Below are 21,973 nucleotides of genomic sequence, written 5' to 3'. Positions count from 1 at the left end.
CGTCGTCAGTCCGAAACCGGCGTGACGGAGACGTCCACCAGCCGTCCCGAACGGACGAGTTGCACGGGTACCGCTTGGCCGATCGTGGTCTCCTGCACCGCGACCACCAGTTCGTCCGCATCTCCCACAGCGCGGTCGCCGACCTTCGTGATGACGTCCCCTTCGACGATTCCGGCCTGCTGCGCCGGGCCGTCGGTGCGCACGTTGGCGACTTCGGCACCGGCCGAGGTGTCGTTGATGACCGATCGGGCGTTGATGCCGAAGTCCGGATGTCTCATGACGCCGTCCCGGATCAGGCTCTGTGCCACCTCGGTGACCTCGTCGACCGGAATCGCGAAGCCCAAGCCCACCGATCCGCCGCTCTCGCTTCGGATCGCCGAGTTGATGCCGATGACGCGACCCTCGAAGTCGATGAGCGGGCCGCCGGAGTTACCGGGGTTGATAGCGGCGTCGGTCTGTACGGCATCGATGACCGCATCGGTGTCGGTGCCCTCGCCCGACAACGCGACGGGACGGTCGAGCGCGCTGACGATGCCGGAGGTGACCGTCTTGTTCAATCCCAGGGGCGAGCCGACGGCGATGACGTCCTGGCCGACGCGAACGTCGCCGGAACTACCGAGCTGGGCCTCGGTGAGGTTGCCGACCTCGGTCTTCAGGACGGCGAGGTCGGTCTTCGTGTCGCGGCCGACGATGCGGCCGGGCACCTTCGTGCCGTCGGAGAAGGTGACTTCGAGTGTCGAGTTGTCCGGGTCGGACGCGGCAAGGGAGATCACGTGGTTGTTCGTCACGATGTAGCCGTCACCGCTGATCACGACACCCGAGCCGGTGCCCCCGGTCTCTCCGAGCGTCACCTGGATCGACACGACGGACGGCAGGACCGCGTCGGCGACCTTGCTGATCTGCCCGCGCGGGATGTCGTCACCGCTGGACTGGGTCAGTGTCACTTTCTGGCTGGTCAGTGCGCCGGTCACCTCGGCGGTCAGGCGACCGAACAGGCCACCGACCAAGCCGATGACGAGTGCGAGGACACCCAGTACGACGAGAGCTCGAACCGATACCGACCGTCCGAACAACACGTCGCGGACACCGAGTTTGGTTCCGGGAGGAAGCACAGGAGGTGGTGGAGCATCGACCGCTGCGCTGCCGAGAGATACCCGGGACGCAGGATCACGCCACGGATCGGCCGGCTCCGACGCGGCGGTGTCGCCGTCGTCGTGGGCGTCGGGATCACGCTGGAGCGATTCCTGAGCGTCGTCAGGACGTCCGAATGCCTCGGCGAGGATCGGATCGGGTGGTCGAACGGATACACGCGACGGCAATTGCTCGCCGGGCCGGCGCGGAGAGAACGAGCCGTCGACGTCCTCGGGACGTCCGAACACGGAAGCCGACACCGGATCGACGGAGGGCCGATACACCGGACGCGGTGGCAACCGTGGACCTTCCGGACCGTTCTGCGCGGCCTCGAAATCCGACGGGTCGGTGCCTGCGGTCTCGGTGCTGGTCGAATTCGATGTCACGCGTCCGGTTACCCCTCGCATACGTCGGTGTGAGAGTTCAGTATCACTCGAGCGGTCGGCTCGGCTCGATGCAGGTGAGGAGTCGGGCAGATCTCGCTGTCGTCAGCGTCGGCGACGACGCACAGCGGCGACGGACGACATGAAGGTTCGCTTGGTGTGGGCCGGCCGATCCTCGCCGGCGCACGACGGGATCTGGCTGAGCAGGCCGAGCAGCGAGTGTGGCATCGACATCTCACCCGCCCCGCGCAACGCTTTGCGCGCTTGCTGCTGAGCCTCGACCTCGGCCGCGCATTCCGGGCATTCGGCGAGGTGGTGGGCAGCACGAAGGTACGCGGGCATCCGCAATTCGCCGTCGACGTATGCCGCAACGGCCTCACTGGCCAGATGTTCGGTGGAGCTGAACTGCCGGGGCTTGCGCGCCTGCGTCATCCAACCCTCCTCGTAGCTAGTGGACACTTGCGTGACCGGAGTCGACCTTCCCGTGCACTCGAAGGTACTCGCGTAGCGCCTGGCGTCCACGGTGAATGCGACTGCGGACCGTTCCGAGCTTGACGCCCAGTGTCGCACCGATCTCCTCGTACGACAGTCCTTCGATGTCGCACAGCACAATTGCGGCGCGGAACTCGGGTGCCAGCGAGTCGAGTGCCGACTGCAGATCGGGGTCCAGCCGCGCGTCGTGGTAGATCTGCTCGGGGTTGGGCCGGTCGGAGGGGACGCGGTCGTAGTCCTCGGGCAGTGCCTCCATGCGGATGCGGCTACGGCGACGGACCATGTCCAGGAACAGGTTCGTGGTGATGCGATGCAGCCAGCCCTCGAACGTGCCGGGCTGGTAGTTGGACAGGGAGCGGAACACCCGGATGAACGTGTCCTGAGTCAGGTCTTCGGCATCCTGAGCGTTGCCGGACAGGCGGTAAGCCAGTCGGTAGACGCGGTCGCCGTGCTCGCGAACCAGCTCGTCCCAGGACGGCATGGTGGAGTCCTCGCCGGTCGCATCGAACACTGCGGTTCCGCTGAGGTCATCGGGTGCGGGTACTGACTCGGGTAGACGCGCGGTGTCGCGATCGCCGTTGATCTTGTAAATAGCTGGATCCTCCTGCTCAGGACTGCGTACGTCCTTCTGACTCAACCGACGACTACCCTCGGATGTTCCAGCTCACACTTCGCAATCGAGACGGACCTTCGATTCCTCCATAGCCTGACCGACCCGCGTGTGGGTCCGGTATGAATCACCTGAGGCGCACCTGAGAATGTGTGCGTGAGATCGAGCCTCCGGCACGATAACCTCGGGGCGTGCCGACCAACGCCGAGAAGATGCTCGCCTACGCCGAAGACTCCGCTCAGGAGGACGAGGTTCTCATCGCAGCCAGAGAGCGCGCCATCGACCTCGGTGCCGCCCCGGTACCGCCGTCGGTCGGGGCGATTCTGAGTATCTTCACCCAGATGCTCGGGGCCAAGACGGTCGTCGAGATCGGAACGGGCGCAGGAATCAGCGGGCTGTGGCTGCTCGACGGGATGCGCGCCGATGGCGTTCTCACCACGATCGACACCGAGCCTGAGCACCAGCGCGCGGCCCGAGAAGCGTTCCGCGCCGGAGGAATTGCACCCTCACGCACCCGGTTGATCAACGGCTGGGCACTGGACGTGCTCCCCCGATTGGCCGACGACACCTACGATCTGGTGTTCATCGACGCCAGTCCCGCAGACCATCCACACTTCGTCGCCGAGAGCGTTCGACTGCTCCGCCCCGGCGGAGTTCTGGTGCTGCACAACGCGTTGCTCGGTGGACGAGTCGCCGATCCCACTCAGCGCGACGCCACAGCGGTGGCCGTTCGATCCGCCGCGCGGGCGATCGCCGAGGACGAGCGGCTAACCACCGTGCTGCTGCCCCTCGGCGACGGTTTGATCTGCGCGTCGAGAGCGTGAGTGCGCTCCGCGCAGTGGTGCGGTTATGTGCCCTCTGCGGCACCTAACCGCACCGCTGCCGCAGGCACTCAGATCCAGACGCCCTTACCGACCGAGACGACTCCCCCGGCGCTGACGTTGAAGCGTTCACGATCGCGTTCGTGGTCGACGCCGATGATCTCGCCGTCACCCACGACGACGTTCTTGTCCAGGATCGCGTGCCGGACGACGGCACCCTTACCGATCTTGACGCCGGGCATCAGGACACTGCCCTCGACGGTCGCGCCGCTGTCGATCATGACGTTGGAGCTGAGCACCGAATTGCGCACGGTGGCGGCAGACAGGATGCAGCCGGCACCGACCACCGACTCCTGAGCCAAGCCGCCCTGAACGAATTTCGCGGGTGGCAGGTTCTCGGCCGATCCACGGATGGGCCAGCGGCGGTTGTACAGATTGAAGATGGGGTGCACCGACACCAGGTCCATGTGGGCGTCGTAGAAGGCGTCGATGGTGCCCACGTCTCGCCAGTACCCGCGATCGCGTTCGGTGGCACCGGGCACGACGTTGTCGTTGAAGTCGTAGACCGACGCGACGCCTGCTTCGACGAGCGCCGGAATGATGTCGCCGCCCATGTCGTGGTCGGAGTCGCTGTTCTCGGAGTCGGCCTTTATGGCGTCGACGAGCACCTTGGTGGTGAAGACGTAGTTGCCCATGGAGGCATAGGTGACATCGGGGTCGTCGGGGGTTCCGGGCGGTTGAGCCGGCTTCTCCAGGAACTGGGTGATCTTGCCGTCGGAGTCGGAGTCGATGCACCCGAAGGCGAATGCCTCGCTGCGCGGCACCCGGATACCGGCAACGGTGACGCCTGCACCGGAGTCGATGTGCTGCTGCACCATCTGCTCGGGGTCCATCCGATAGATGTGGTCGGCACCGAACACCATGATGTATTCGGGGTCCTCGTCGTACACCAGGTTCAGTGACTGGAAGATGGCGTCGGCGCTGCCGGTGTACCACCGGGGCCCGAGTCGCTGCTGCGCCGGCACCGGAGTGATGTACTCCCCGGCGAACCCGGACAGCCGCCACGTCTGCGAGATGTGGCGGTCCAGTGAATGGGACTTGTACTGGGTGAGCACGCAGAGCCGGAGGTAACCGGCGTTGACGAGATTGCTCAGCACGAAGTCGATGAGTCGGTAGGCGCCCCCGAAGGGAACGGCCGGCTTGGCTCGGTCGGCGGTCATCGGGTAAAGACGTTTACCCTCACCGCCGGCAAGCACGATCCCTAGTACGTGCGGTTGTGTCCTCACCCACTCAACCTATCCGCACCGAGAGAACCTTGCGAGCAGTACACGCACAACTGCTGGGGAATGTAGGTTCGTTCACGTGCGCGTAGCAATGATGACCAAGGAATATCCCCCGGAGATCTACGGTGGCGCAGGAGTTCATGTCACCGAGTTGTCCGCGCAGTTGAAGTCGCTGTGCGACGTGGACATCCACTGTATGGGCGCGCCCCGCGACACTGCGCAGGTGCACGACCCGGATCCCGCTCTCGCCGGAGCCAACGCTGCGTTGACGACGTTGTCGGCCGAGCTGCGAATGGCGAACGCGGCCTCGGGCGCAGACGTGGTGCATTCGCACACCTGGTACACCGGCCTCGCAGGCCACCTCGCAGCCGAGCTGTACGACGTTCCCCACATCCTCACCGCCCACTCGCTCGAACCGCGCCGGCCCTGGAAGGCCGAACAGCTCGGCGGCGGATACCGCATCTCGTCGTGGTCCGAGCGCAACGCCGTGGAGTACGCCGACGCCGTCATCGCCGTCAGCGAGGGCATGGCCAAAGACGTGCTCGACGCCTATCCGCGACTCGACAAGAGCCGGGTTCACGTGGTGCGCAACGGAATCGACACCGAGCGCTGGTTTGCCGATCACGGCACCTCGACGCTGGACGAGATCGGCGTCGATCGAAGCAAGCCGATCGTCGCCTTCGTCGGGCGCATCACCCGACAGAAAGGCGTCGGGCACCTGATCGCGGCCGCCCACCACTTCGATCCGTCCATCCAGCTCGTGTTGTGCGCCGGCGCGCCCGATACACCCGAGATCGCAGCGGAAACCGAGCGCGCGGTGGCACTGCTCGCCGAACAGCGGGGCGGCGTGTTCTGGGTCAAGGACATGCTTCCCACCGACAAGATCCGCGAAATACTCACTGCAGCAGCAGTATTCGTATGCCCGTCGGTATACGAGCCGCTCGGCATCGTCAATCTCGAAGCAATGGCCTGCGAAACCGCCGTTGTGGCATCGGACGTCGGCGGTATCCCCGAGGTGGTCGACGACGGCCGCACCGGACGCCTGGTGCACTACAACTCCTACGAACCCGACGTATTCGAGCGGAACCTGGCCGACACCGTCAACGCAGTCGCCCTCGACCCCGCACTCGCGACGGAAATGGGCAAGGCAGGACGCGAGCGCGCCGTCGCCGAGTTCTCGTGGGCGTCGATCGCACAGCAGACCCTCGCCGTCTACGACGCAGCGTTGGCGCGGCGGCGATAGGTCGACACTGTCACCGACGCGGTGACCTCGATGCCGTCCGGTAGCTGCGCCAGCGCAGCGGACCGCGACTCGGGGTCACCGTGCCGCGCCGACGGGCCCATTCCGATCAATGTCTCGATGTCGTGGTGCGAGAGCAGCATCGAGTATTCGAGCGGGGATTCTGCCACCGGCTCGAACAAGCCGGACAGCGATTCACCGAGCCTGCGAGTCTTGTTCTCCTCGACGCCGATGAGGCCCAGTGGGCCCCGCAGCTCGTGCTGGTGACGCGCAGTGGGTGTCACGACCACCAGCACGCCGTCGGGTACGAGAACTCGGCTGAACTCGGCGGCGTTGCGCGGAGAGAACACACACGTCACTGCAGCCGCGGTTTCTGTTCGCACCGGTAGGCCACTCCAGATATCCGCGACCACGGACCCCAGACGAACGTGTGATCGCGCAGCGCGACGCGCAGCGAACTTCGAGACGTCGACGCCTATGCCCCGGGCATCGGGACGGGCGTCGAGCACAGCCGCGAGATAGTGACCGGTACCGACCCCGACGTCGAGTACCACCTCGCTGTCCGACGGAACGGCAGCCGAGACCGCCGCCGCGATCGGGTCGAAATGGCCCTTCCCTAAGAACGTGTCGCGAGCGGCGATCATCTCCGCCGAGTCACCGGTGAACTTGCCGCCGTCTCCGGTCGACAAACTGACGTAGCCCTGACGAGCCACGTCGAACGAATGTCCTCGATCGCACAACAGCGTCCGATCGGTATCGCCGAAGTCCATGCCGGATTCGACGTCGCGTGCCCGGCATTGCGGACACAGCAGCAGATCGACGACATCGGTCAACATCGAGCACCTCTCTCACACCGGAACGAACACTCGTCGCCACAACACAAAGCCCCGCTTGCCGGTACGGCGAGCGGGGCTGAGCGACGAGCGATCGACGTGACTATCAGCCGGTGACACCCTTCAATTCGTCTCCGAGTGCCGCGGCCTCGTCGGGGGTCAATTCGACGACCAATCGGCCGCCCCCCTCGAGCGGGACACGCATGACGATTCCTCGTCCCTCTTTGGTTGCTTCGAGGGGACCGTCCCCGGTCCGGGGCTTCATCGCCGCCATCCTCTGCTCCCTCCAGATCTGCGCCCATCAGCACGGCGCCTCGGCCTAAAAGATAATTTCGTCGCGGGGCGACGGGTGTTGAGTCCTATTCTTCCCTATCGACCTCGATACCGGGAATCGGAGTCGGTATTCGTGACCTGCACACAACACCCCGACAGGTGATCGTCGACCATTCCGGTGGCCTGCATCAAGGCATAGGCGGTTGTCGGACCGACGAATCGCAGCCCCCGACGCTTGAGCTCCTTGGCCAGAGCCTTCGACTCGGAGGTCGAGGCAGGCACGTCGGAGGACTCCGTCAGCCGCCCGGGCCTGGGTTCGGGCGCAAAGGACCAGAGCAGGGTGTCGAGGTCGGTGTCGGTCAACTCGACGATGACCCGAGCATTGTTCACCGCAGCGTCGATCTTGAGGCGATTACGCACGATCGACGCATCGTTCATCAACCGTTCGACATCTGCGGTGCCGAATCGTGCCACTCGTTCCGGGTCGAAACCGGCGAACGCGCTCCGGAAACTCTCGCGCTTGCGCAGGATCGTGATCCACGCCAGGCCGGACTGGAACGCCTCGAGACACAGCCGTTCGTACAGTTCGTTTCGCCCGTGCAGAGGCTGCCCCCACTCGGTGTCGTGGTAATCCCGATACAGCTCGTCGTCGGTGGCACCCCACGGGCAGCGCAGCCTGCCGTCCGGTCCGGCGACAGCGCTCACCGCTCGCCCGGTTCGGTCGTGCCCGGCTCGTGGTCGACAGAGGGCCTGAACCCCAACTCTGCGCCGGCCTCCGCTGCAGACAACCGCGACCGAAGCATGTCGATTTCGCCGCCGAGCCGTTCGAGCGCCCAATCGACCTCGCTCGGCTTGTACCCCCGCACGGTCTGCTGGAACTTCAGCGCGCGCACGTCTGTACCGGTGACGCCCTCCGCGGGCAGCACGGTCGCGGTGGTTCCCTCGGGCAGTGGGCCCAGTTCCTCACCGCGACCGAACACCGTCGACGCCACGAAGAACAACGCAGCAGCGACGACAGCAATGACGACGACGTAGATCAGCAGCGTCAACATGCCACGATCTTGTCACGCCCGCCCGACACGACTACTTCAGCGAGTTCATCGCCGGTCGATCCATCAGCGACACCTCGGTCGAGAACGGCTCGAAGGAATCACCGTCCACCCGGAACTGCATCAACCCGGCACCGGAATCGACCATGCCGCACCGGTTCAGCATCGTTCCGACGATCTGCCGACTCATCGCCCCGAGCTCTACCAGCGGACGGTTACGGTGCTTGCGCACACCGAGGTTCACCTGACCGATCGCCTGCAGACCGAGCCTGTCGTACGAATCGAGCAACAGCCCGATCTCCACTCCGTAGCCGGGCGCGAACGGCACCGCGGACAGCAGTTCGCGAGTACCCGCGTATTCCCCGCCGAGCGGCTGAATGACGCCCGTCAATTCCGGTCGCAGTGCAGCGAGCAGCGGCCTGGCCACGAGCTCGGTGACACGTCCACCGCCGTTGGCATCCTCGGTTCCGCTGACCCGCAGCGGACGGCGGTAGTAGCCCTTGACGAGGTGGATGCCGTCGCCCATCAGCAGCGGGCCGAGCAATTTCGGTACGAACGCCGGATCGGGATTGATCAGATCGGAGTCGACGAAGGCGATGAGATCACCGGTCGACGCCGCGACCGATCGCCACAGCACCTCACCCTTGCCCGGCACCGGGTCGATTCCGGGGACCGCTTCCTCGCGGCTGATGACTCGCGCGCCTGCCGCCGCCGCGCGGACGGCTGTTTCGTCGGTAGAACCGGAGTCCAACACGATCAGCTCGTCGACGAGCCCCCCGAGCAGGGGATGAATCGTGTCGATGACCGCGGCAACGGTCTGTTCCTCGTTCAGCGCCGGGAGTACCACCGACACCGTCCGGCCCGCCTTCGCGGCTTCCAGTTCGGCGATCGTCCAGTCGGGGACGTCCCAGCTGTTGGTCTCGGACCATGCCATGGTCACGTCCGTTCGATCCGCAAGTGTCATGCCAGACCCCTGACCGTCCGCGCCGGGGTTCGGAGCCCCTGGATCGCTGCCACCATGTCTACGACTCTTCTGGTCGACGCAACCTCGTGCACCCGGAACATTCGGGCTCCGCCTGCTGCGGCCAATGCTGTCGCTGCCAATGTTCCCTCCAACCGGTCGACGAGCTCTACCCCTAGAGTCTCGCCTACGAAGTCCTTGTTGCTCAGCGCCATGAGCACAGGCCACCCGGTGTTTACAAGATCGTCCACGCGCCGCAACAACTCGAGCCCGTGATAGGTGTTTTTCCCGAAATCGTGCGTCGGATCGATCAATATCGAATCTTTTTTCACCCCCTCGGCGACAGCATTCTCGGCGGCTGCGGTGACTTCCGCGATCACGTCCGCCACCACATCGGCATACCGAACCCGATACGGACGCGTCCGCGGCACAGCACCACCGGTGTGCGAACAGACGATGCCGACACCCTCGGCGGCCGCGACGCGCACCAACTCGGGGTCTGCTCCGGCCCAGGTGTCGTTGATCAGATCCGCGCCCACTCCGCAGGCCAACCTGGCGACTTCGCTACGCCAGGTGTCGACACTGATCAGCAGCTCGGGATACGCACCCCGGATGGCCTCGACGAACGGAACGACGCGTCGGATCTCCTCCTCGGCGTCGACGATGTCGCCCGGACCGGCCTTCACACCGCCGATGTCGACCATGTCGGCACCCTCGGCGACTGCCCGGTGCACCGACGCCATCGCGGCATCGTCGGTGAAATTCGCACCCCCGTCGTAGAACGAATCGGGGGTGCGATTGACGATGGCCATCACCAAAGCGCGGTCGTCGGCAACCGGTTTGCCGCAGAGGGTGCTCATGAAATCAATAGTGACACGCGCGCATCTTTCGGGTGCTCAGCCTTTGGGAGCCTTACCTGCGGCGACCTCGTCGACGTACCCGTCGTACGCCTTTTCGTAGCCACCGGACTTGCCGCGCAGTACGTACAGATCGCTGGCACTGTCTTCCTCGTACCCGAGCTTGCGTAGGGCCACCTTCTGGCTCTTGAACGTCGACGTCTGCTCCAGGCTGTCCACGACACGCACGAACAGCGGCACCGCGTAGCTCGGCAGCTTGTCGTAGAGGTGCTCGGCGACCGATTTGCCGTCGAAGGTTTCGCCTTCGCGAAGCGTGACCGCCGCCATGCCGGCCTTGCCGTCGGTTCCGTCGATATCGACGCCGTACACGACGGCACCGTCGACCGAGGAGTGTCCGCCGAGGGCACCTTCGACCTGGGTGGTGGCCACGTTCTCGCCCTTCCAGCGGAAGGTGTCACCGAGGCGATCCACGAACGCGACGTGCATCCAGCCCTGCTTGCGGACCAGGTCGCCGGTGTCGAACCAGGCGTCACCGTCCTTGAAGCCGTCGCGCACCATCTTCTTCTCGGTGGCTTTGTCGTCGGAATAGCCGTCGAACGGTGCCCGGTCGGTGATCTTGGACAGCAGCAATCCGATCTCCCCGTTGCCGACCTTGCGGAGCTTGCCGTCCTGGCCGCGCTTGGCCTTGCCGGATTCCTCGTCGTACTGCACGACGGCGTACGGAAGCGGGCAGATGCCCGCGGTCTTCTTCATGTTCAGGGCGTTGATGAACGCGATGTTGCACTCGCTGGCACCGTAGAACTCGGCGACGCGGGAGATACCGAACCGCTCGGTGAACTCTTCCCAGATCTCCGGGCGCAGTCCGTTGCCGACGATCAACTTGACCGAGTTGTCGCGATCCGAACTCTTCTTCGGCTGCGTCAGCAGGTAGCGGCACAGCTCACCGATGTAGGTGAACGCGGTGGCCTTGTTGACCCGGATGTCGTCCCAGAAATTGCTCACCGAGAACTGCTTGCCGATGGCCATGGTGGCTCCGCCGGCGAGCACCGAGGACAGCGTCACCGTCAGTGCGTTGTTGTGGTAGAGCGGCAGGCAGCAGTAGATGACGTCGTTGCTGCGCAACCGGACACCCATGTTGCCCAGCCCGGACATCGACTTGAGCCAGCGGAAATGGCTCATCAGGCTGGCTTTCGGCATGCCGGTGGTGCCCGAGGTGAAGATGTAGAACGCCTTCTCCTTGGCCTGGATCTCCGCGGTGACCTTCGGGTTGGCCGTGGACGCCGTTGCGGCCAGCTCGGCCAGCTTCTTCAGTGGCAGCACCGCTCCCACCTTCGGCTCCGCATCGAGCGAATCGAGAGCTTCCTGCGCGTTCTCGTCCAGTACCAGGACCTTCGCGTCGAGAATCCCGAGGCTGTGCTCGAGCACGTCGCCGCGCTGGTTGTAGTTCAGCATGCCTGCGGTGGCACCGAGCTTGACGGCAGCGAGCGCGGCGAACAGCGCCTCCGGACGGTTCTTGCTCAGCACGCCGACAACGTCACCGCGCTGTACACCGTGGTCGGCGAACACTGCGGCGTACTGGTTGACCACCTCGTTGGCGTCCTTGTACGAGGTCGACTCACCCTCGAACCGCACGAACGGGCGGCTGCTGTTCTTGGCAGCGGCCTCCTGAAAGATCAGGCCGATCGACACCTTGTGATCGGGCTTGCGGGTGAATCCCGCCAGACCCTTGAGCAGGCTCGGCACCTCCGTCACCATTTTCGGCAACGCGACCGCGAGGTCGGTCACTCCAATTTTCTGACGGGCATCGACAGCCATGAACTCCCCTTTGAGACGGTGTGAGATTTCTTACCCTACTTGAGGGTAACAAGTTTGAGCATCTCACTCCGCGGGCAAGGTTCGTGACCTGTCACAACGTTGCGCACGCATCCAGCGCCGATTCGACCGTCGTCGTCCTGACCAGTGCGTCGAGTGCTCGCTGTTGCACGAATCCGGTCGACCGGAGACCATCTATCCACTGCATCATCCCGTCGAAATGTCCGAACGGATCGAGCATCACCATCGGCTTGCTGTGCATGCCCAGGTAGCCCGCAGTCCACGTCTCGAACAGTTCCTCGAGCGTTCCGATACCGCCGGGCAGCGTGATGAACGCGTCGGCGCGATCCTCCATGATCTTCTTGCGCTCGCGCATCGTGTCGGTGACGATCAGCTCATCGGCGTCGACGTCCGCGACCTCGCGGTGCACGAGTGCCTTCGGGATGACGCCGACGGTGTTCCCGCCTGCCGCTCGCGTCGCCGCGGCCACCGCGCCCATCATCGAGACGTTGCCACCGCCCGAGACGAGTTGCCAGCCACGTCGGCCGATCTCGGTTCCGACGTCTCGAGCGAGTTCGATGAACGAGGAGTCGACGGGACCCGACGCGCAGTAGACGCAGACACTGAGCGTGTGTCCCCCAGTTGCTGGGTTGCTCGCTACCGAATTGTTCACTGCTGGGCCTCGCGGACGATGCGGACGGCCTCGTCGACGCTGTCGGTGCAGTGGATGAGGTCGAGGTCCTTCTCGGACACCTTGCCTTCTTTCACGAGAGTCGTCTTGATCCAATCGAGCAGTCCCGACCAGAAGTCTTTGCCCAACAACACGATCGGGAACTTCGTGACCTTTGCGGTCTGCACCAGGGTCAGCGCCTCGAACAGTTCGTCGAGGGTACCGAAGCCACCGGGCAGGCAGACGAACGCCTGGGAGTACTTGACGAACATGGTCTTGCGAACGAAGAAGTATCGAAAGTTGACGCCCAGATCGACCCACTCGTTGAGTCCTTGCTCGAACGGCAATTCGATGCCAAGTCCGATCGAGTAACCGTCGGCCTCGCTCGCACCGCGGTTGGCACCTTCCATCACGCCCGGCCCGCCGCCGGTGATGACGGCAAAGCCCTCCTCGGCGAGAGCGGTGCCGAGCTGCCGGGCTCGGGCGTACTCGGGATGGTCGACGGGGGTGCGGGCAGACCCGAACACCGTCACGGCTTTCGGTACCTCGGCGAGCGCGCCGAATCCCTCGACGAACTCGCTCTGGATGCGCAGCACTCGCCAGGTATCGGAGTGAATCCAGTTGCCCGGTCCTCGCTCGTCGAGCAAGCGTTGATCGGAGGTGGACGTCTCGGTGTTTCGGCCACGCCGGAGTACTACGGATCCCTTGTGTCTGGCCGGCTTCTCGGTGTGTCCCTCGGAACTGCTGGGGCCCTCGACGCTGTTCATGGCGTCCAGGCTATCCGGCGGAGAGGTAGCTCCGGAGTACCTGTGTGACATGGCTGATCTGCTCGACGGGGACGCGTTCGTCCCGCTTGTGCGCGAGGTTGGGATCGCCTGGCCCGTAATTGACCGCCGGGATGCCGAGGGCCGAGAACCGAGACACGTCGGTCCAGCCGTATTTCGCCCGAAACTGCCCGCCCGCAGCCTCGATCAGCGCAGCCGCCGCGGGCTGGTTCAGACCGGGGAGGGCACCCGGTGACGAGTCGGTGACCTCGAAGCCGAGATCGAGCCCGTCGACCACCTCACGAACATGCTCTACGGCCTCGGTGACACTGCGATCCGGCGCGAACCGGAAATTCACGTCCAGTTCGGCGGCGTCGGGAACGACATTTCCCGCAACGCCGCCGGAGATCCGAACTGCTTGCAGCCCTTCGCGATACACGCAGCCGTCGATGTCGACGGTGCGAGCTCGATACGCAGCTAGCCGGTTGAGTACGGCACCGAATTTGTGAATTGCGTTGTCTCCCAGCCAGGAACGGGCACTGTGCGCCCGCGTTCCCGACGCCGTCAGCCGGACCCGCAGCGTCCCTTGACACCCGGCCTCGATGAAACCGCCGGACGGTTCACCGAGAATGGCGACGTCGGCTTCGAGCCACTCCGGCAGTTCTCGCTCGATGCGGCCGAGTCCGTTTCGCGAGGCCGCGATCTCCTCGCAGTCGTAGAACACCAGAGTCAGGTCGTGCGCGGGGTTGTCGATGGTCGCCGCGAGATGAAGGAAGACGGCGTCCCCCGACTTCATGTCGACGGTTCCGCACCCGTGCAGGATGTCGCCCTCGGCACTGTCGTGTTCCCGCCTCGACGGCACGTTGTCGGCGATGGGCACCGTGTCGAGATGGCCGGCCAGCATCACCCGCGATCCGAGTCCGCGGTTGGTTCTGGCCAGAACGGCGTTGCCGCTCCGAATGATCTCGAAGCCCGTGGTCTGCTCGCGGAGCGCCTGCTCCACCTCGTCGGCGATGCGCGATTCGTCCTCACTGACACTGGGGATGTCCACCAGTGCAGCAGTGAGATCTATCGGGTCGGCATGCAGTTCGAGCGTCACGCCGACAACCCTAGGCTTTGGGTCCCGGAATCTCGCGGACCACGCCGTCGAAGCCTGCACCGAACAGTCGTCCGCTCGAAAAACCCTGTTCGGAGCGACCGTAGGCGACAACACTCGTCAACCGGGTACCGGTGCCGATCACGCAGGTGGCCCCCGGCGCATCGATGCGGACGACGGATCCGCCGGCATTGAGCGGCACCACGGGGCGTCCGGCGGAATCGAGAGTCAGGCCGTCCGGGGCTGCGAAGGAGCCCAGTCCCGACAGGTCGAGGAGGCTCTCCGGTGCCGACGGGTTGGCGATCGGAATTCGGCTGACCCCTGGGTTCACGAATGTTCGCGAGACGTACAGATACTGATCAGCGGCGTCCAGGACAGCGCCGTTGGCGCTCGGAAAGCGAGCCCAGTCCGGGTCGACGGAACCGTCGGGACCGATCCGACCGATGAGCGAGCCGAAGTCGTTGGTGGCGTACACAGTTCCGTCGGCAGCGACAGCGAGTCCGTTGGCAGCACTCAGGCCGGTCGCAAATGGGGTGACGGCAAGCGTGTTCACGTCGAGTCGAACGATGCCGGCCGCCTTGACGAGGTCGCCGACGAAGACGCGAGGGTCGGCTCCGTAGCCGACCAGGAGTGTGCCGTCGGGCATCCAGGCCAGAGCTCCGCCGCCGCCGCTCGGAACCTTCGCGATGGGATACGCGGCCCGGCCCGGCGCATCGATGCGGTACACCCGGCCGGAGACGATGTCGGTGACGTAGGCGCGGCCCGACGCGTCGACGGCCAGGCCTTCGAGAGCTGCCCCGGGAATTCTCGTGACCACGGCCGACGAACCGCCGGCTCCGGCGCAGTTGGGATCGGCGGCAGCGGTGCCCGAACCGACAACGGCGCTGCTCACGGCGATCAGCGCAGCAGCGATCACCGTTACTGCCGAACGCGTGCGTGTGGACTTGCTCGAACTCATGACGCCCCCCCAGACTCGGCGACCCCCTGTCAGCCGATGGGCATGTCTACCACGCTCCTGCGACAACCAAACCGAGGGCGACTCCGAGGACGATCGTCGTGGCCAGCGTCGTCACCAATCCGGTGAAAGAGACGCCGTCCGCCACCACCGTGGCGGCTCCACGGCTGCGCGAGCCGATGCGGGTGGTCATCGGAGAAACTCTGTCAGCTCCCCCGCCCTCTACCCGTACACCCGCATCCCGATGCGATCACACTCGACAGTCGAATCGGTAACGAACCGACGCGGCATCAGGATCGGATTCCGGAAACAGTCCGCGTACCCGCGATGACGGGTGAACCCGCGCACGAAACCCACCGCGTATTCTTCCTGCCGTGAGCGCACAGGGAGCATCAGCAGTAGGTATTGCCAACATCACGACGTCGGGTGTCGTTCTCGACACCTGGTTTCCGAGCCCCGAGCTCGGGTCGGGCTTCGAGACCGGCACCACTCGACTCGAGGGATCCGAGATCCCGGAGGAGTTCGCTTCTCTCGTCGGACCGGACGACGCGCGCGGTGTCGAGGTCGTTGCGGTTCGCACCAGCATCGCCTCCCTCGACGACGCCCCGATCGACGCGCACGATGCGTATCTGCGACTGCATCTGCTCTCGCACCGGCTGGTTCAGCCGCACGGGCAGAACCTCGACGGAGTGTTCGGCCTGCTCGCCAACGTCGTATGGACCAACTTCGGCCCCGCTGCGGTCGACGGCTTCGAGACGGTGCGCGCGAAGCTCCGCGCCCGCGGGCACGTGACGGTGTACGGCGTCGACAAGTTCCCGCGTCTGGTCGACTACGTCGTTCCCACCGGAGTTCGCATCGCCGACGCCGACCGCGTGCGCCTCGGTGCTCATCTGGCCAGCGGAACGACGGTCATGCACGAGGGCTTCGTCAACTTCAACGCAGGCACGCTCGGCAACTCGATGGTCGAGGGGCGCATCTCGGCAGGCGTTGTTGTGGGCGATGGTTCCGACGTCGGCGGCGGCGCGTCCATCATGGGGACGTTGTCCGGTGGCGGTAAGAACGTCATCTCGGTCGGGAAGAGCTGCCTGCTCGGTGCCAACTCCGGACTCGGTATCTCTCTCGGTGACGATTGCGTCGTCGAGGCGGGGCTCTACATCACCGCGGGCACGAAGGTCAGCGGACCGGATGGAACTGTGGTGAAGGCGGCGACGCTGACCGGAAAGTCCAACCTGCTGTTCCGTCGCAACTCGCTCTCGGGTGCGGTCGAGGTGGTGCCGTGGAAGGGCACCGGAGTCGAACTGAACGCAGTGTTGCACGCCAACGACTGAGAGCTACGTTCTCGAATTAGCTTTAGGGCCAACCTCTTCCAGCCCCGCACCGTGTTCTCGGTGCGGGGCTGTATTGTTTGCATGGGCTTACGCGATGTGGGGGCCGGCTCTGGCGTGGGATTGTCGGGGTTCTCGGTAGGGGTCGACGGTGGCCGGCGGTACGAACCACGGGTGGTTGTCGGCGCCGATGAACACTTCCCAGTCACTGTGGTGGATCAGTCGGTGGTGGAATCCGCACAGTAGGACGAGATTGTTCATGTCGGTCGGGCCACCATCGGTCCAGTGCCAGATGTGGTGGCCTTCGGTCCAGGCTGCGGGTTTGCCGCACCCGGGGAACGCGCAACCGTGATCACGGGCGGTCAACGCGCGTTTCTGTTTGGCGTTGACGGTGCGGGCGGTGCGGGCAAGGTTGATCGGGGAACCGTTCTCGTCCATGACGATGGCGGTGAGAAGACAATCGCAGGCCAGTTGCCGGGACGTATTGCGGGAGAGTGGCCCCATCCACGGCAGCCACCCGACGGTGGTGCCGTCACCGAACAGGTCCCGATACGCGCCGCGATCCTGGCTCGGTCGCGTAGCACCGTCACATCCATCGGCACTACCGGTGAGGTCATCGGGTTCGGTTGCGGTGGAGGCGTTCTCGTGTGTGCCGTCGCCGTCTGCGTTGCCGTCTGTGTCTGTGCTGTCGCCTGCCGTGGCGTCGGTATCGGATTCGTGTGCAGCGTGCGAATTTTCGTCTTCGGTGACGTCGTCGCCGCGGCTCTGAAGGTCGCGGAGGGTGATGTGGAGGTTGATGTGAGGTCTCTCGCCGCCCTCGGTGGGGCGATCCTTCGAGGCGAGGTAGTGGTCGAGGATCTGCCCGAAGGCGTCGGCTCGGCGTTGGGCTGGGCTGCGTTCGTCGGGGGTGCCGTCGGCTGCGGGGCGGGGTTCGGTCAACGGTGAGAGGGCGGTGAAGAGTTTTTCTGCGGTGATGGCATCGAAGTCGGCTTTGAGGCAGAGCCGCTGGTTGAGCATCTTCGATGCGAACAGTTCGTTGCGGTCGGTGTCCTCGGGGGGTGGTTTCTTGCTGCCGTAGGTGTCTTCGAGTTTGGTGATCGCTTCACGGATGCGGCCGGTACGTGCGCCGGGCCCGGTGGCGGCGGTGATCATCGCGGTGCGGGCGATGTCCCGGCCTTCTTGCGGGAGGTTCTTCGGTGGTGTTTCGGCGAAGGTGAGGATCAGGGCGGCGTGGTCGATGGTCATGCTGCCGGTGTTGACGGCGTCGGCGATGTCGGGGAAGTTCTTCAGTCCTCGGGCGAGGGCGACGATCTTGGTGGCTTTGGACGGTGAAAGCAGGGTGGTGGAGGTCAGCCAGCCGGCGGGGCCCGGGAAGCCGAGCTTCTCGCGGCTCACGCGGGTGTCGATTTCGGCGACGAGGGCGATACGGCGGGCTTCGAGCAACTGAATGTCATGGGAGGCGGCGATGGCGTCGGCGAGTAGCTCGGACTCGCTCAGTTGCCAGATCTCCGTTGTCATGGGCCAAGTGTATCGAACATGCGTTCGACTGGCAATGATAGTCGAATCGAAAACTATTGCCCTGCTTCACTATTCGCGAAAAAGAATCTGTCGGTAGCTCGTGATAGAGGTCGGCACATCCGTCACACTTCACGATTCGTGTCGAGCCGACCGCTCGGGTCGGACGAGTACCGGTCTTCGAGGACCGACCAGACGTGTTCGCGACTGTAGAGCCGACCCGAAGCTCCGATCTCCCAAAAACTTGGATCGGTGAGGCGCTCGAAGTCTTCCCGCGTGGTGCCGTACTCGCGGCGGTGGAAGACCGGTTCTCGCCGTTCGAGTCCCGCGAGTACTTCGTGAAGCCCAGGCGCAGTGTGGCAATCGGGCCCGCGCACAGAATCGGCCATGGCGTCGGCCCCAGCGTCAGCCGATGGTTCCCAGCGACGCCAGAGTTTTGACCACAGCTCTCGCCGCCTCGGCACCTTTGGTTTCGAGATGCGCGGTGAAGAAGGCCTTGTGGTCGGCATGCTCGTGGAAATGGTGGGGAGTGAGCACCACCGAGAACACGGGGACGTCGGTATCCAGCTGCACCCGCATGAGACCGTCGATGACCGCCGTCTCGACGAAGTCGTGTCGATAGATTCCGCCGTCCACCACCAGTGCGGCGGCAACGATCGCCGAGTACTTCCCGGTCTTGGCCAGCCGCTGCGCATGCAGCGGGATCTCGAATGCTCCCGGGACCTCGAAGACGTCGATGGACGTCCCGGCCTGGCCGAGCCGCTCGAGTTCTGCTGCGAAACCCACTCGCGCGCGGTCGACGATGTCCAGGTGCCAGCTGGCGTGAACGAAGGCAATGGATCCGGCGAGTGGAGTCGTCATGGGTGCGATGCTAGCGGTATCGCTCGTCGAGCAAGTCGAGTGTTCCGCCATCGGATTCACCGTCGAAATACTTTTGCAACACTTCGCCGAAAACGGACGTGCCGTTGGTAGCTTCGGCGAAAAGGGTCATGGACGAGTGCAGTTTCAGATTGTCCGGATAACCGAAGATCTCGTCGATCGTCCGGCCCTCGATTCCAACGGTCAGCCGAGCTGCCTTGCTCAGGCGCGGCCCCAGCACCTCGTGAGACAAGTACAGTTCCGCCTCGGTCAGATCGGCGATGCCGAAGTGTTGAGCAGTGGCACTGCGGCCCAGCCCCGCCAACTGCGGGAACACGAACCACATCCAGTGCGTCTGCTTGCGTCCCGCCTTCAGTTCCTTCGTCACTGCATTCCAGACGGGGTCCTGGGCGTCGACGAAGCGTTGCAGGTCGTATTCGGTCATGCCGTTCAACCTAGGTGAACCCGCGCATCAGGGTGTCGACGGTTGCGTCCAGTAGATCCTCGACGGGGACGCCGTCGAGGAGATCACCGGTGGCGAGCACCGCGAGGCCGTGCACGCTCGCGAACGCCACCCGAGCGAGTATTTCGGTGGGTGCCGCGGTGATCATGCCGGCGTCAATGGCGTCCTTCAACAACGCTTCGGTTGCCGTCATACTCTGGCCCGCAGCAGCTTTCAGGTCTTCGCTGGCATCGGGGTGGTGTTTGGTGCTGTACATGACATCCAGCAGTTCGGGATGCTCGACGGCGAATCCGAGATAGGCACGTGCGACGCCACGAAACCGCGACATCAGCTCACCGGGACCGGTCGCAGCGGCGGCCATCCGGCGGTTCATCTCCTGAAAACCGTGTAGCGCCAGCGCATCCAACAATGCCTGTTTGTCTCTGAAATGCCGAGCCGGGGCGGCGTGACTGACTCCGACATCTCTGGCCAACTGCCGCAGCGAGAGCGCGTCGACGCCACCCTGCGCAATGCTCCGTTCGGCCGCGTCGAGCAGTACCGCCCGCAAGTCACCGTGGTGGTAGCGCCGCGTTGCCATGTACTCACCCTAGGGGATGTTGGCATTGACAACAATGCTGACACTGCCTACATTTGCGCTCATGACTTCCACAGTGCTCATCACCGGAGCAAGCTCAGGCCTCGGCGAGGAATTCGCCACCCGATTCGCCGCACGCGGCGAGAACGTCGTCCTCGTGGCGCGGCGGGCCGATCGGCTCGAGGCGCTCGCTCGTAGCATCGAGGCCGACCACGGCGTGACTGCCACCGTCGTGGCGATGGACCTGGGCGTACCTGGAGTCGGTGCAGCACTCCGAACCACGTTGGCCGAGAAAGGGATAACTCCCACTTCCCTGGTCAACAATGCTGGCTTCGGAACGCACGGCCGGTTCGCCGACGAGGATCCGGAGCGCGTGGCCGCGGAGATCGCCCTCAACGTCAGTGCGCTGGTCGACCTCACTCACGCATTCCTGCCGAACTTGACCGGTGCGCTGATCAACGTGGCGAGTACCGCTGCGTATCAACCGACGCCCAACATGGCCGTGTACGGGGCGACAAAAGCGTTCGTCTTGAACTTCACCGAGGCTCTGGCATTCGAGTACCGCACCTCGTCGTTGAAAGTCCTCGCACTCTCCCCCGGCCCGACGCGCACCGAGTTCTTCGACGTCGTGGGATCGAAAGACGCCGCGGTGGGCAACTTTCAGACATCCGAGCAAGTTGTCTCGACGGCATTGCGCGCGTTGGATTCTCGTCGCACTCCGGCCAGTGTCGTGTCCGGTCTGTCCAACAGGATCAGCGCAGGCAGCGTGCGCCTCGCCCCGCGCGGTCTGGCAACAGTGATCAGCGGTCGCCTGCTGAAAGCGTGAGGCCGACGAGGATTCGCTCGAATGCCGCTCGCTCGGAAACCGGGATCGCGTCGAGCAGATGCCGTCGGACCGCCTCGGCGTGAACGGGCCGAGCGCGCACGACGGCATCGCGACCCGCGGTGGTGAGAAATACCTTCACTCCCCCGTCGACCTGACGTCGAGTGATGAGTCCGCGGTCGGCCATTCGGGTCAGATGGTGCGACAGCCGGCTGCGATGCCACTCGAGCAACGCGGCCAAGGCGCTCTGCCGCAGCACCCCATCCCCTATCTCGTGCACTCGGGTCAGAACCGCGAAATCCTGGTCCGACAGGCCAGTTTCGTCCGCAATCTCCGCGGTGACGCGAGTCCACACGGCGTCCTGCGCCCGCTTCCATACGTGCCACAGGGCCATCTCGGATTCGTTCAACAGCGTCATTGCGCCAGCCTATCCACCCACTGTTGACATGACAACACAACCGGGTGCATTGTGTTGACATGACAACACACACCGCTCTCGTCACGGGTGCCAACCGAGGCATCGGCCTTGCCATCGTCCGCGGCCTCGCCGCCCAGGGCTTTGTCGTCTACTTGGGCTCGCGAGATCTCGCCGGGGGCGTCACAGCGGCCACCGGGATCGACGGAGACATACGCCCGATTCGGCTCGACGTCACCTCGACCGACGACATCGACGAGGCCGTCCGACACATCGACACCGAAGTGGGCCACCTCGACGCTCTGATCAACAACGCCGGCGTCAACGTCGGGTATCACCGCCCTACCGAGGAGAGTTCGTCGGATCTGCGAAAGGTGTATGACGTCAATGTCTTTGCCGTCGTCGATGTGACCAACGCATTCCTGCCGCTACTGAGAAAGTCCCCGGCCGGTCGGATCGTCAACGTCACCAGCAAGCGCGGTTCCATCGGCGAGGACGGTGCATGGGTGGGCACGCCGTCGATGGCGTATTCGAGCTCGAAGACCGCCCTGAACGCCCTCACCGTTCACTACGCCCGAGACCTTGCCGATACCCCGATCAAGGTGAACGGAGCAGCCCCCGGGCACGTCGCCACCGACTTCAACGGATTCCGCGGAACACGATCGCCGGACGAGGGTGCGGCCGTTGCGATTCGGCTCGCCACCCTCGACGCCGATGGACCCACCGGACTGGTGTTCGAGGACAACACCGTCCTGACGTGGTGAGGCGTG

At 64.7% G+C, this 21,973-nt stretch carries 26 protein-coding genes; 5 read left to right on the top strand and 21 right to left on the bottom strand.

Annotated features, from left to right (window positions below; translation table 11 throughout):
• Nucleotides 1-5: 5 nt before the first annotated feature.
• The 3 genes from BH93_RS08315 to sigE all read right to left on the bottom strand — a co-directional run bounded on the left by BH93_RS08315 (nt 6) and on the right by sigE (nt 2,589).
• Nucleotides 6-1,538 (bottom strand): S1C family serine protease, encoded by a 1,533-nt coding sequence (locus BH93_RS08315; RefSeq protein ID WP_371832088.1) that lies wholly within the window; start codon nt 1,536-1,538, stop codon nt 6-8.
• Nucleotides 1,539-1,619: 81 nt separating this feature from the next.
• Nucleotides 1,620-1,946 (bottom strand): zf-HC2 domain-containing protein, encoded by a 327-nt coding sequence (locus BH93_RS08310; protein WP_032375948.1) that lies wholly within the window; start codon nt 1,944-1,946, stop codon nt 1,620-1,622.
• 16 nt (nt 1,947-1,962) lie between these two features.
• Nucleotides 1,963-2,589, bottom strand: a complete 627-nt coding sequence (gene sigE / locus BH93_RS08305; protein ID WP_052047749.1) for an RNA polymerase sigma factor SigE — start codon at nt 2,587-2,589, stop codon at nt 1,963-1,965.
• A 239-nt stretch (nt 2,590-2,828) separates the two neighbouring features.
• Between sigE and BH93_RS08300 the strand changes: the two genes are divergently transcribed.
• Nucleotides 2,829-3,440, top strand: coding sequence for an O-methyltransferase (locus BH93_RS08300; protein ID WP_032375949.1), 612 nt, complete (start codon nt 2,829-2,831; stop codon nt 3,438-3,440).
• 68 nt (nt 3,441-3,508) lie between these two features.
• On the opposite strand, the gene glgC is transcribed toward BH93_RS08300, so the two are convergent.
• Nucleotides 3,509-4,723 carry a glucose-1-phosphate adenylyltransferase gene (gene glgC, locus BH93_RS08295; protein ID WP_037171542.1) on the bottom strand — a complete coding sequence of 405 codons (1,215 nt, stop codon included), beginning with the start codon at nt 4,721-4,723 and terminating at the stop codon, nt 3,509-3,511.
• 76 nt (nt 4,724-4,799) lie between these two features.
• On the opposite strand from glgC, the gene glgA reads away from it, so the two are divergent.
• Nucleotides 4,800-5,963 carry a glycogen synthase gene (glgA, locus tag BH93_RS08290; protein WP_037171544.1) on the top strand — a complete coding sequence of 388 codons (1,164 nt, stop codon included), beginning with the start codon at nt 4,800-4,802 and terminating at the stop codon, nt 5,961-5,963.
• Here glgA and BH93_RS08285 read toward each other — a convergent pair.
• The 12 genes from BH93_RS08285 to BH93_RS08230 form a co-directional block, all read right to left on the bottom strand.
• On the bottom strand, nt 5,933-6,796 hold the full coding sequence (locus BH93_RS08285) for a methyltransferase domain-containing protein (protein ID WP_037171546.1): 864 nt from the start codon (nt 6,794-6,796) through the stop codon (nt 5,933-5,935). The two genes, glgA and BH93_RS08285, sit on opposite strands and share 31 nt — an antisense overlap.
• A gap of 103 nt (nt 6,797-6,899) precedes the next feature.
• Complete coding sequence (locus tag BH93_RS08280; RefSeq protein ID WP_008714277.1) at nt 6,900-7,067, bottom strand: DUF3117 domain-containing protein; 168 nt, start codon at nt 7,065-7,067, stop codon at nt 6,900-6,902.
• A 95-nt stretch (nt 7,068-7,162) separates the two neighbouring features.
• A complete protein-coding gene (locus BH93_RS08275) occupies nt 7,163-7,771 on the bottom strand; it encodes a DNA-3-methyladenine glycosylase I (protein ID WP_037171549.1) in 609 nt (202 codons plus the stop codon).
• Nucleotides 7,768-8,118 carry a DivIVA domain-containing protein gene (locus BH93_RS08270; protein WP_037171552.1) on the bottom strand — a complete coding sequence of 117 codons (351 nt, stop codon included), beginning with the start codon at nt 8,116-8,118 and terminating at the stop codon, nt 7,768-7,770. Before BH93_RS08270 ends, BH93_RS08275 begins: the two co-directional genes overlap by 4 nt.
• A gap of 31 nt (nt 8,119-8,149) precedes the next feature.
• Nucleotides 8,150-9,079, bottom strand: a complete 930-nt coding sequence (locus BH93_RS08265) for a glucosyl-3-phosphoglycerate synthase (RefSeq protein ID WP_037171553.1) — start codon at nt 9,077-9,079, stop codon at nt 8,150-8,152.
• The gene (folP, locus tag BH93_RS08260; RefSeq protein ID WP_032375933.1) at nt 9,076-9,936 is read right to left on the bottom strand and encodes a dihydropteroate synthase; all 861 of its coding nucleotides are present in this window, start codon (nt 9,934-9,936) and stop codon (nt 9,076-9,078) included. Before folP ends, BH93_RS08265 begins: the two co-directional genes overlap by 4 nt.
• Before the next feature lie 36 nt (nt 9,937-9,972).
• Nucleotides 9,973-11,748, bottom strand: coding sequence for a long-chain-acyl-CoA synthetase (locus BH93_RS08255; protein WP_037171555.1), 1,776 nt, complete (start codon nt 11,746-11,748; stop codon nt 9,973-9,975).
• Between the two features lie 91 nt (nt 11,749-11,839).
• Nucleotides 11,840-12,418: a TIGR00730 family Rossman fold protein gene (locus BH93_RS08250; protein WP_052064831.1), complete on the bottom strand. Its 579-nt coding sequence runs from the start codon at nt 12,416-12,418 to the stop codon at nt 11,840-11,842.
• Nucleotides 12,415-13,182 (bottom strand): TIGR00730 family Rossman fold protein, encoded by a 768-nt coding sequence (locus BH93_RS08245; RefSeq protein ID WP_037171556.1) that lies wholly within the window; start codon nt 13,180-13,182, stop codon nt 12,415-12,417. The genes BH93_RS08250 and BH93_RS08245 overlap by 4 nt, the downstream gene beginning before the upstream one ends.
• A 10-nt stretch (nt 13,183-13,192) precedes the next feature.
• Nucleotides 13,193-14,278: a succinyl-diaminopimelate desuccinylase gene (gene dapE / locus BH93_RS08240; protein ID WP_037171557.1), complete on the bottom strand. Its 1,086-nt coding sequence runs from the start codon at nt 14,276-14,278 to the stop codon at nt 13,193-13,195.
• Between the two features lie 10 nt (nt 14,279-14,288).
• Nucleotides 14,289-15,233: an SMP-30/gluconolactonase/LRE family protein gene (locus BH93_RS08235; RefSeq protein WP_037171558.1), complete on the bottom strand. Its 945-nt coding sequence runs from the start codon at nt 15,231-15,233 to the stop codon at nt 14,289-14,291.
• A 46-nt stretch (nt 15,234-15,279) separates the two neighbouring features.
• On the bottom strand, nt 15,280-15,423 hold the full coding sequence (locus BH93_RS08230) for a hypothetical protein (RefSeq protein WP_155290847.1): 144 nt from the start codon (nt 15,421-15,423) through the stop codon (nt 15,280-15,282).
• 181 nt (nt 15,424-15,604) lie between these two features.
• Here BH93_RS08230 and dapD point away from each other — a divergent pair, with 181 nt between their 5' ends.
• Nucleotides 15,605-16,558 (top strand): 2,3,4,5-tetrahydropyridine-2,6-dicarboxylate N-succinyltransferase, encoded by a 954-nt coding sequence (dapD, locus tag BH93_RS08225; protein ID WP_037171561.1) that lies wholly within the window; start codon nt 15,605-15,607, stop codon nt 16,556-16,558.
• A gap of 87 nt (nt 16,559-16,645) precedes the next feature.
• Here the strand turns inward: dapD and BH93_RS08220 are convergent, their stop codons facing one another.
• The 4 genes from BH93_RS08220 to BH93_RS08205 all read right to left on the bottom strand — a co-directional run bounded on the left by BH93_RS08220 (nt 16,646) and on the right by BH93_RS08205 (nt 19,968).
• Nucleotides 16,646-18,073: an HNH endonuclease signature motif containing protein gene (locus BH93_RS08220; protein ID WP_052064832.1), complete on the bottom strand. Its 1,428-nt coding sequence runs from the start codon at nt 18,071-18,073 to the stop codon at nt 16,646-16,648.
• A 402-nt stretch (nt 18,074-18,475) separates the two neighbouring features.
• The gene (locus BH93_RS08215; protein WP_037171563.1) at nt 18,476-18,931 is read right to left on the bottom strand and encodes a 6,7-dimethyl-8-ribityllumazine synthase; all 456 of its coding nucleotides are present in this window, start codon (nt 18,929-18,931) and stop codon (nt 18,476-18,478) included.
• Between the two features lie 10 nt (nt 18,932-18,941).
• Entirely contained in the window at nt 18,942-19,373 is a 432-nt protein-coding gene (locus BH93_RS08210) for a DUF1810 domain-containing protein (protein WP_032380597.1), read from the bottom strand.
• A 10-nt stretch (nt 19,374-19,383) separates the two neighbouring features.
• The gene (locus BH93_RS08205) at nt 19,384-19,968 is read right to left on the bottom strand and encodes a TetR/AcrR family transcriptional regulator (protein ID WP_037171564.1); all 585 of its coding nucleotides are present in this window, start codon (nt 19,966-19,968) and stop codon (nt 19,384-19,386) included.
• Nucleotides 19,969-20,029: 61 nt separating this feature from the next.
• Between BH93_RS08205 and BH93_RS08200 the strand changes: the two genes are divergently transcribed.
• Nucleotides 20,030-20,791: an SDR family NAD(P)-dependent oxidoreductase gene (locus BH93_RS08200; protein WP_242459155.1), complete on the top strand. Its 762-nt coding sequence runs from the start codon at nt 20,030-20,032 to the stop codon at nt 20,789-20,791.
• On the opposite strand, the gene BH93_RS08195 is transcribed toward BH93_RS08200, so the two are convergent.
• Nucleotides 20,766-21,206 carry a MarR family winged helix-turn-helix transcriptional regulator gene (locus BH93_RS08195; protein ID WP_037171569.1) on the bottom strand — a complete coding sequence of 147 codons (441 nt, stop codon included), beginning with the start codon at nt 21,204-21,206 and terminating at the stop codon, nt 20,766-20,768. The genes BH93_RS08200 and BH93_RS08195 overlap by 26 nt on opposite strands.
• A gap of 59 nt (nt 21,207-21,265) precedes the next feature.
• Here BH93_RS08195 and BH93_RS08190 point away from each other — a divergent pair, with 59 nt between their 5' ends.
• A complete protein-coding gene (locus BH93_RS08190) occupies nt 21,266-21,967 on the top strand; it encodes an SDR family oxidoreductase (RefSeq protein WP_037171570.1) in 702 nt (233 codons plus the stop codon).
• The last annotated feature ends 6 nt before the right edge of the window (nt 21,968-21,973 follow it).

The organism is Rhodococcoides fascians A25f, assembly GCF_000760935.2.
GTDB lineage: Bacteria > Actinomycetota > Actinomycetes > Mycobacteriales > Mycobacteriaceae > Rhodococcoides.
Note: the sequence above shows the minus strand (reverse complement) of the source record. Positions and strands in the feature narration are given on the sequence as shown.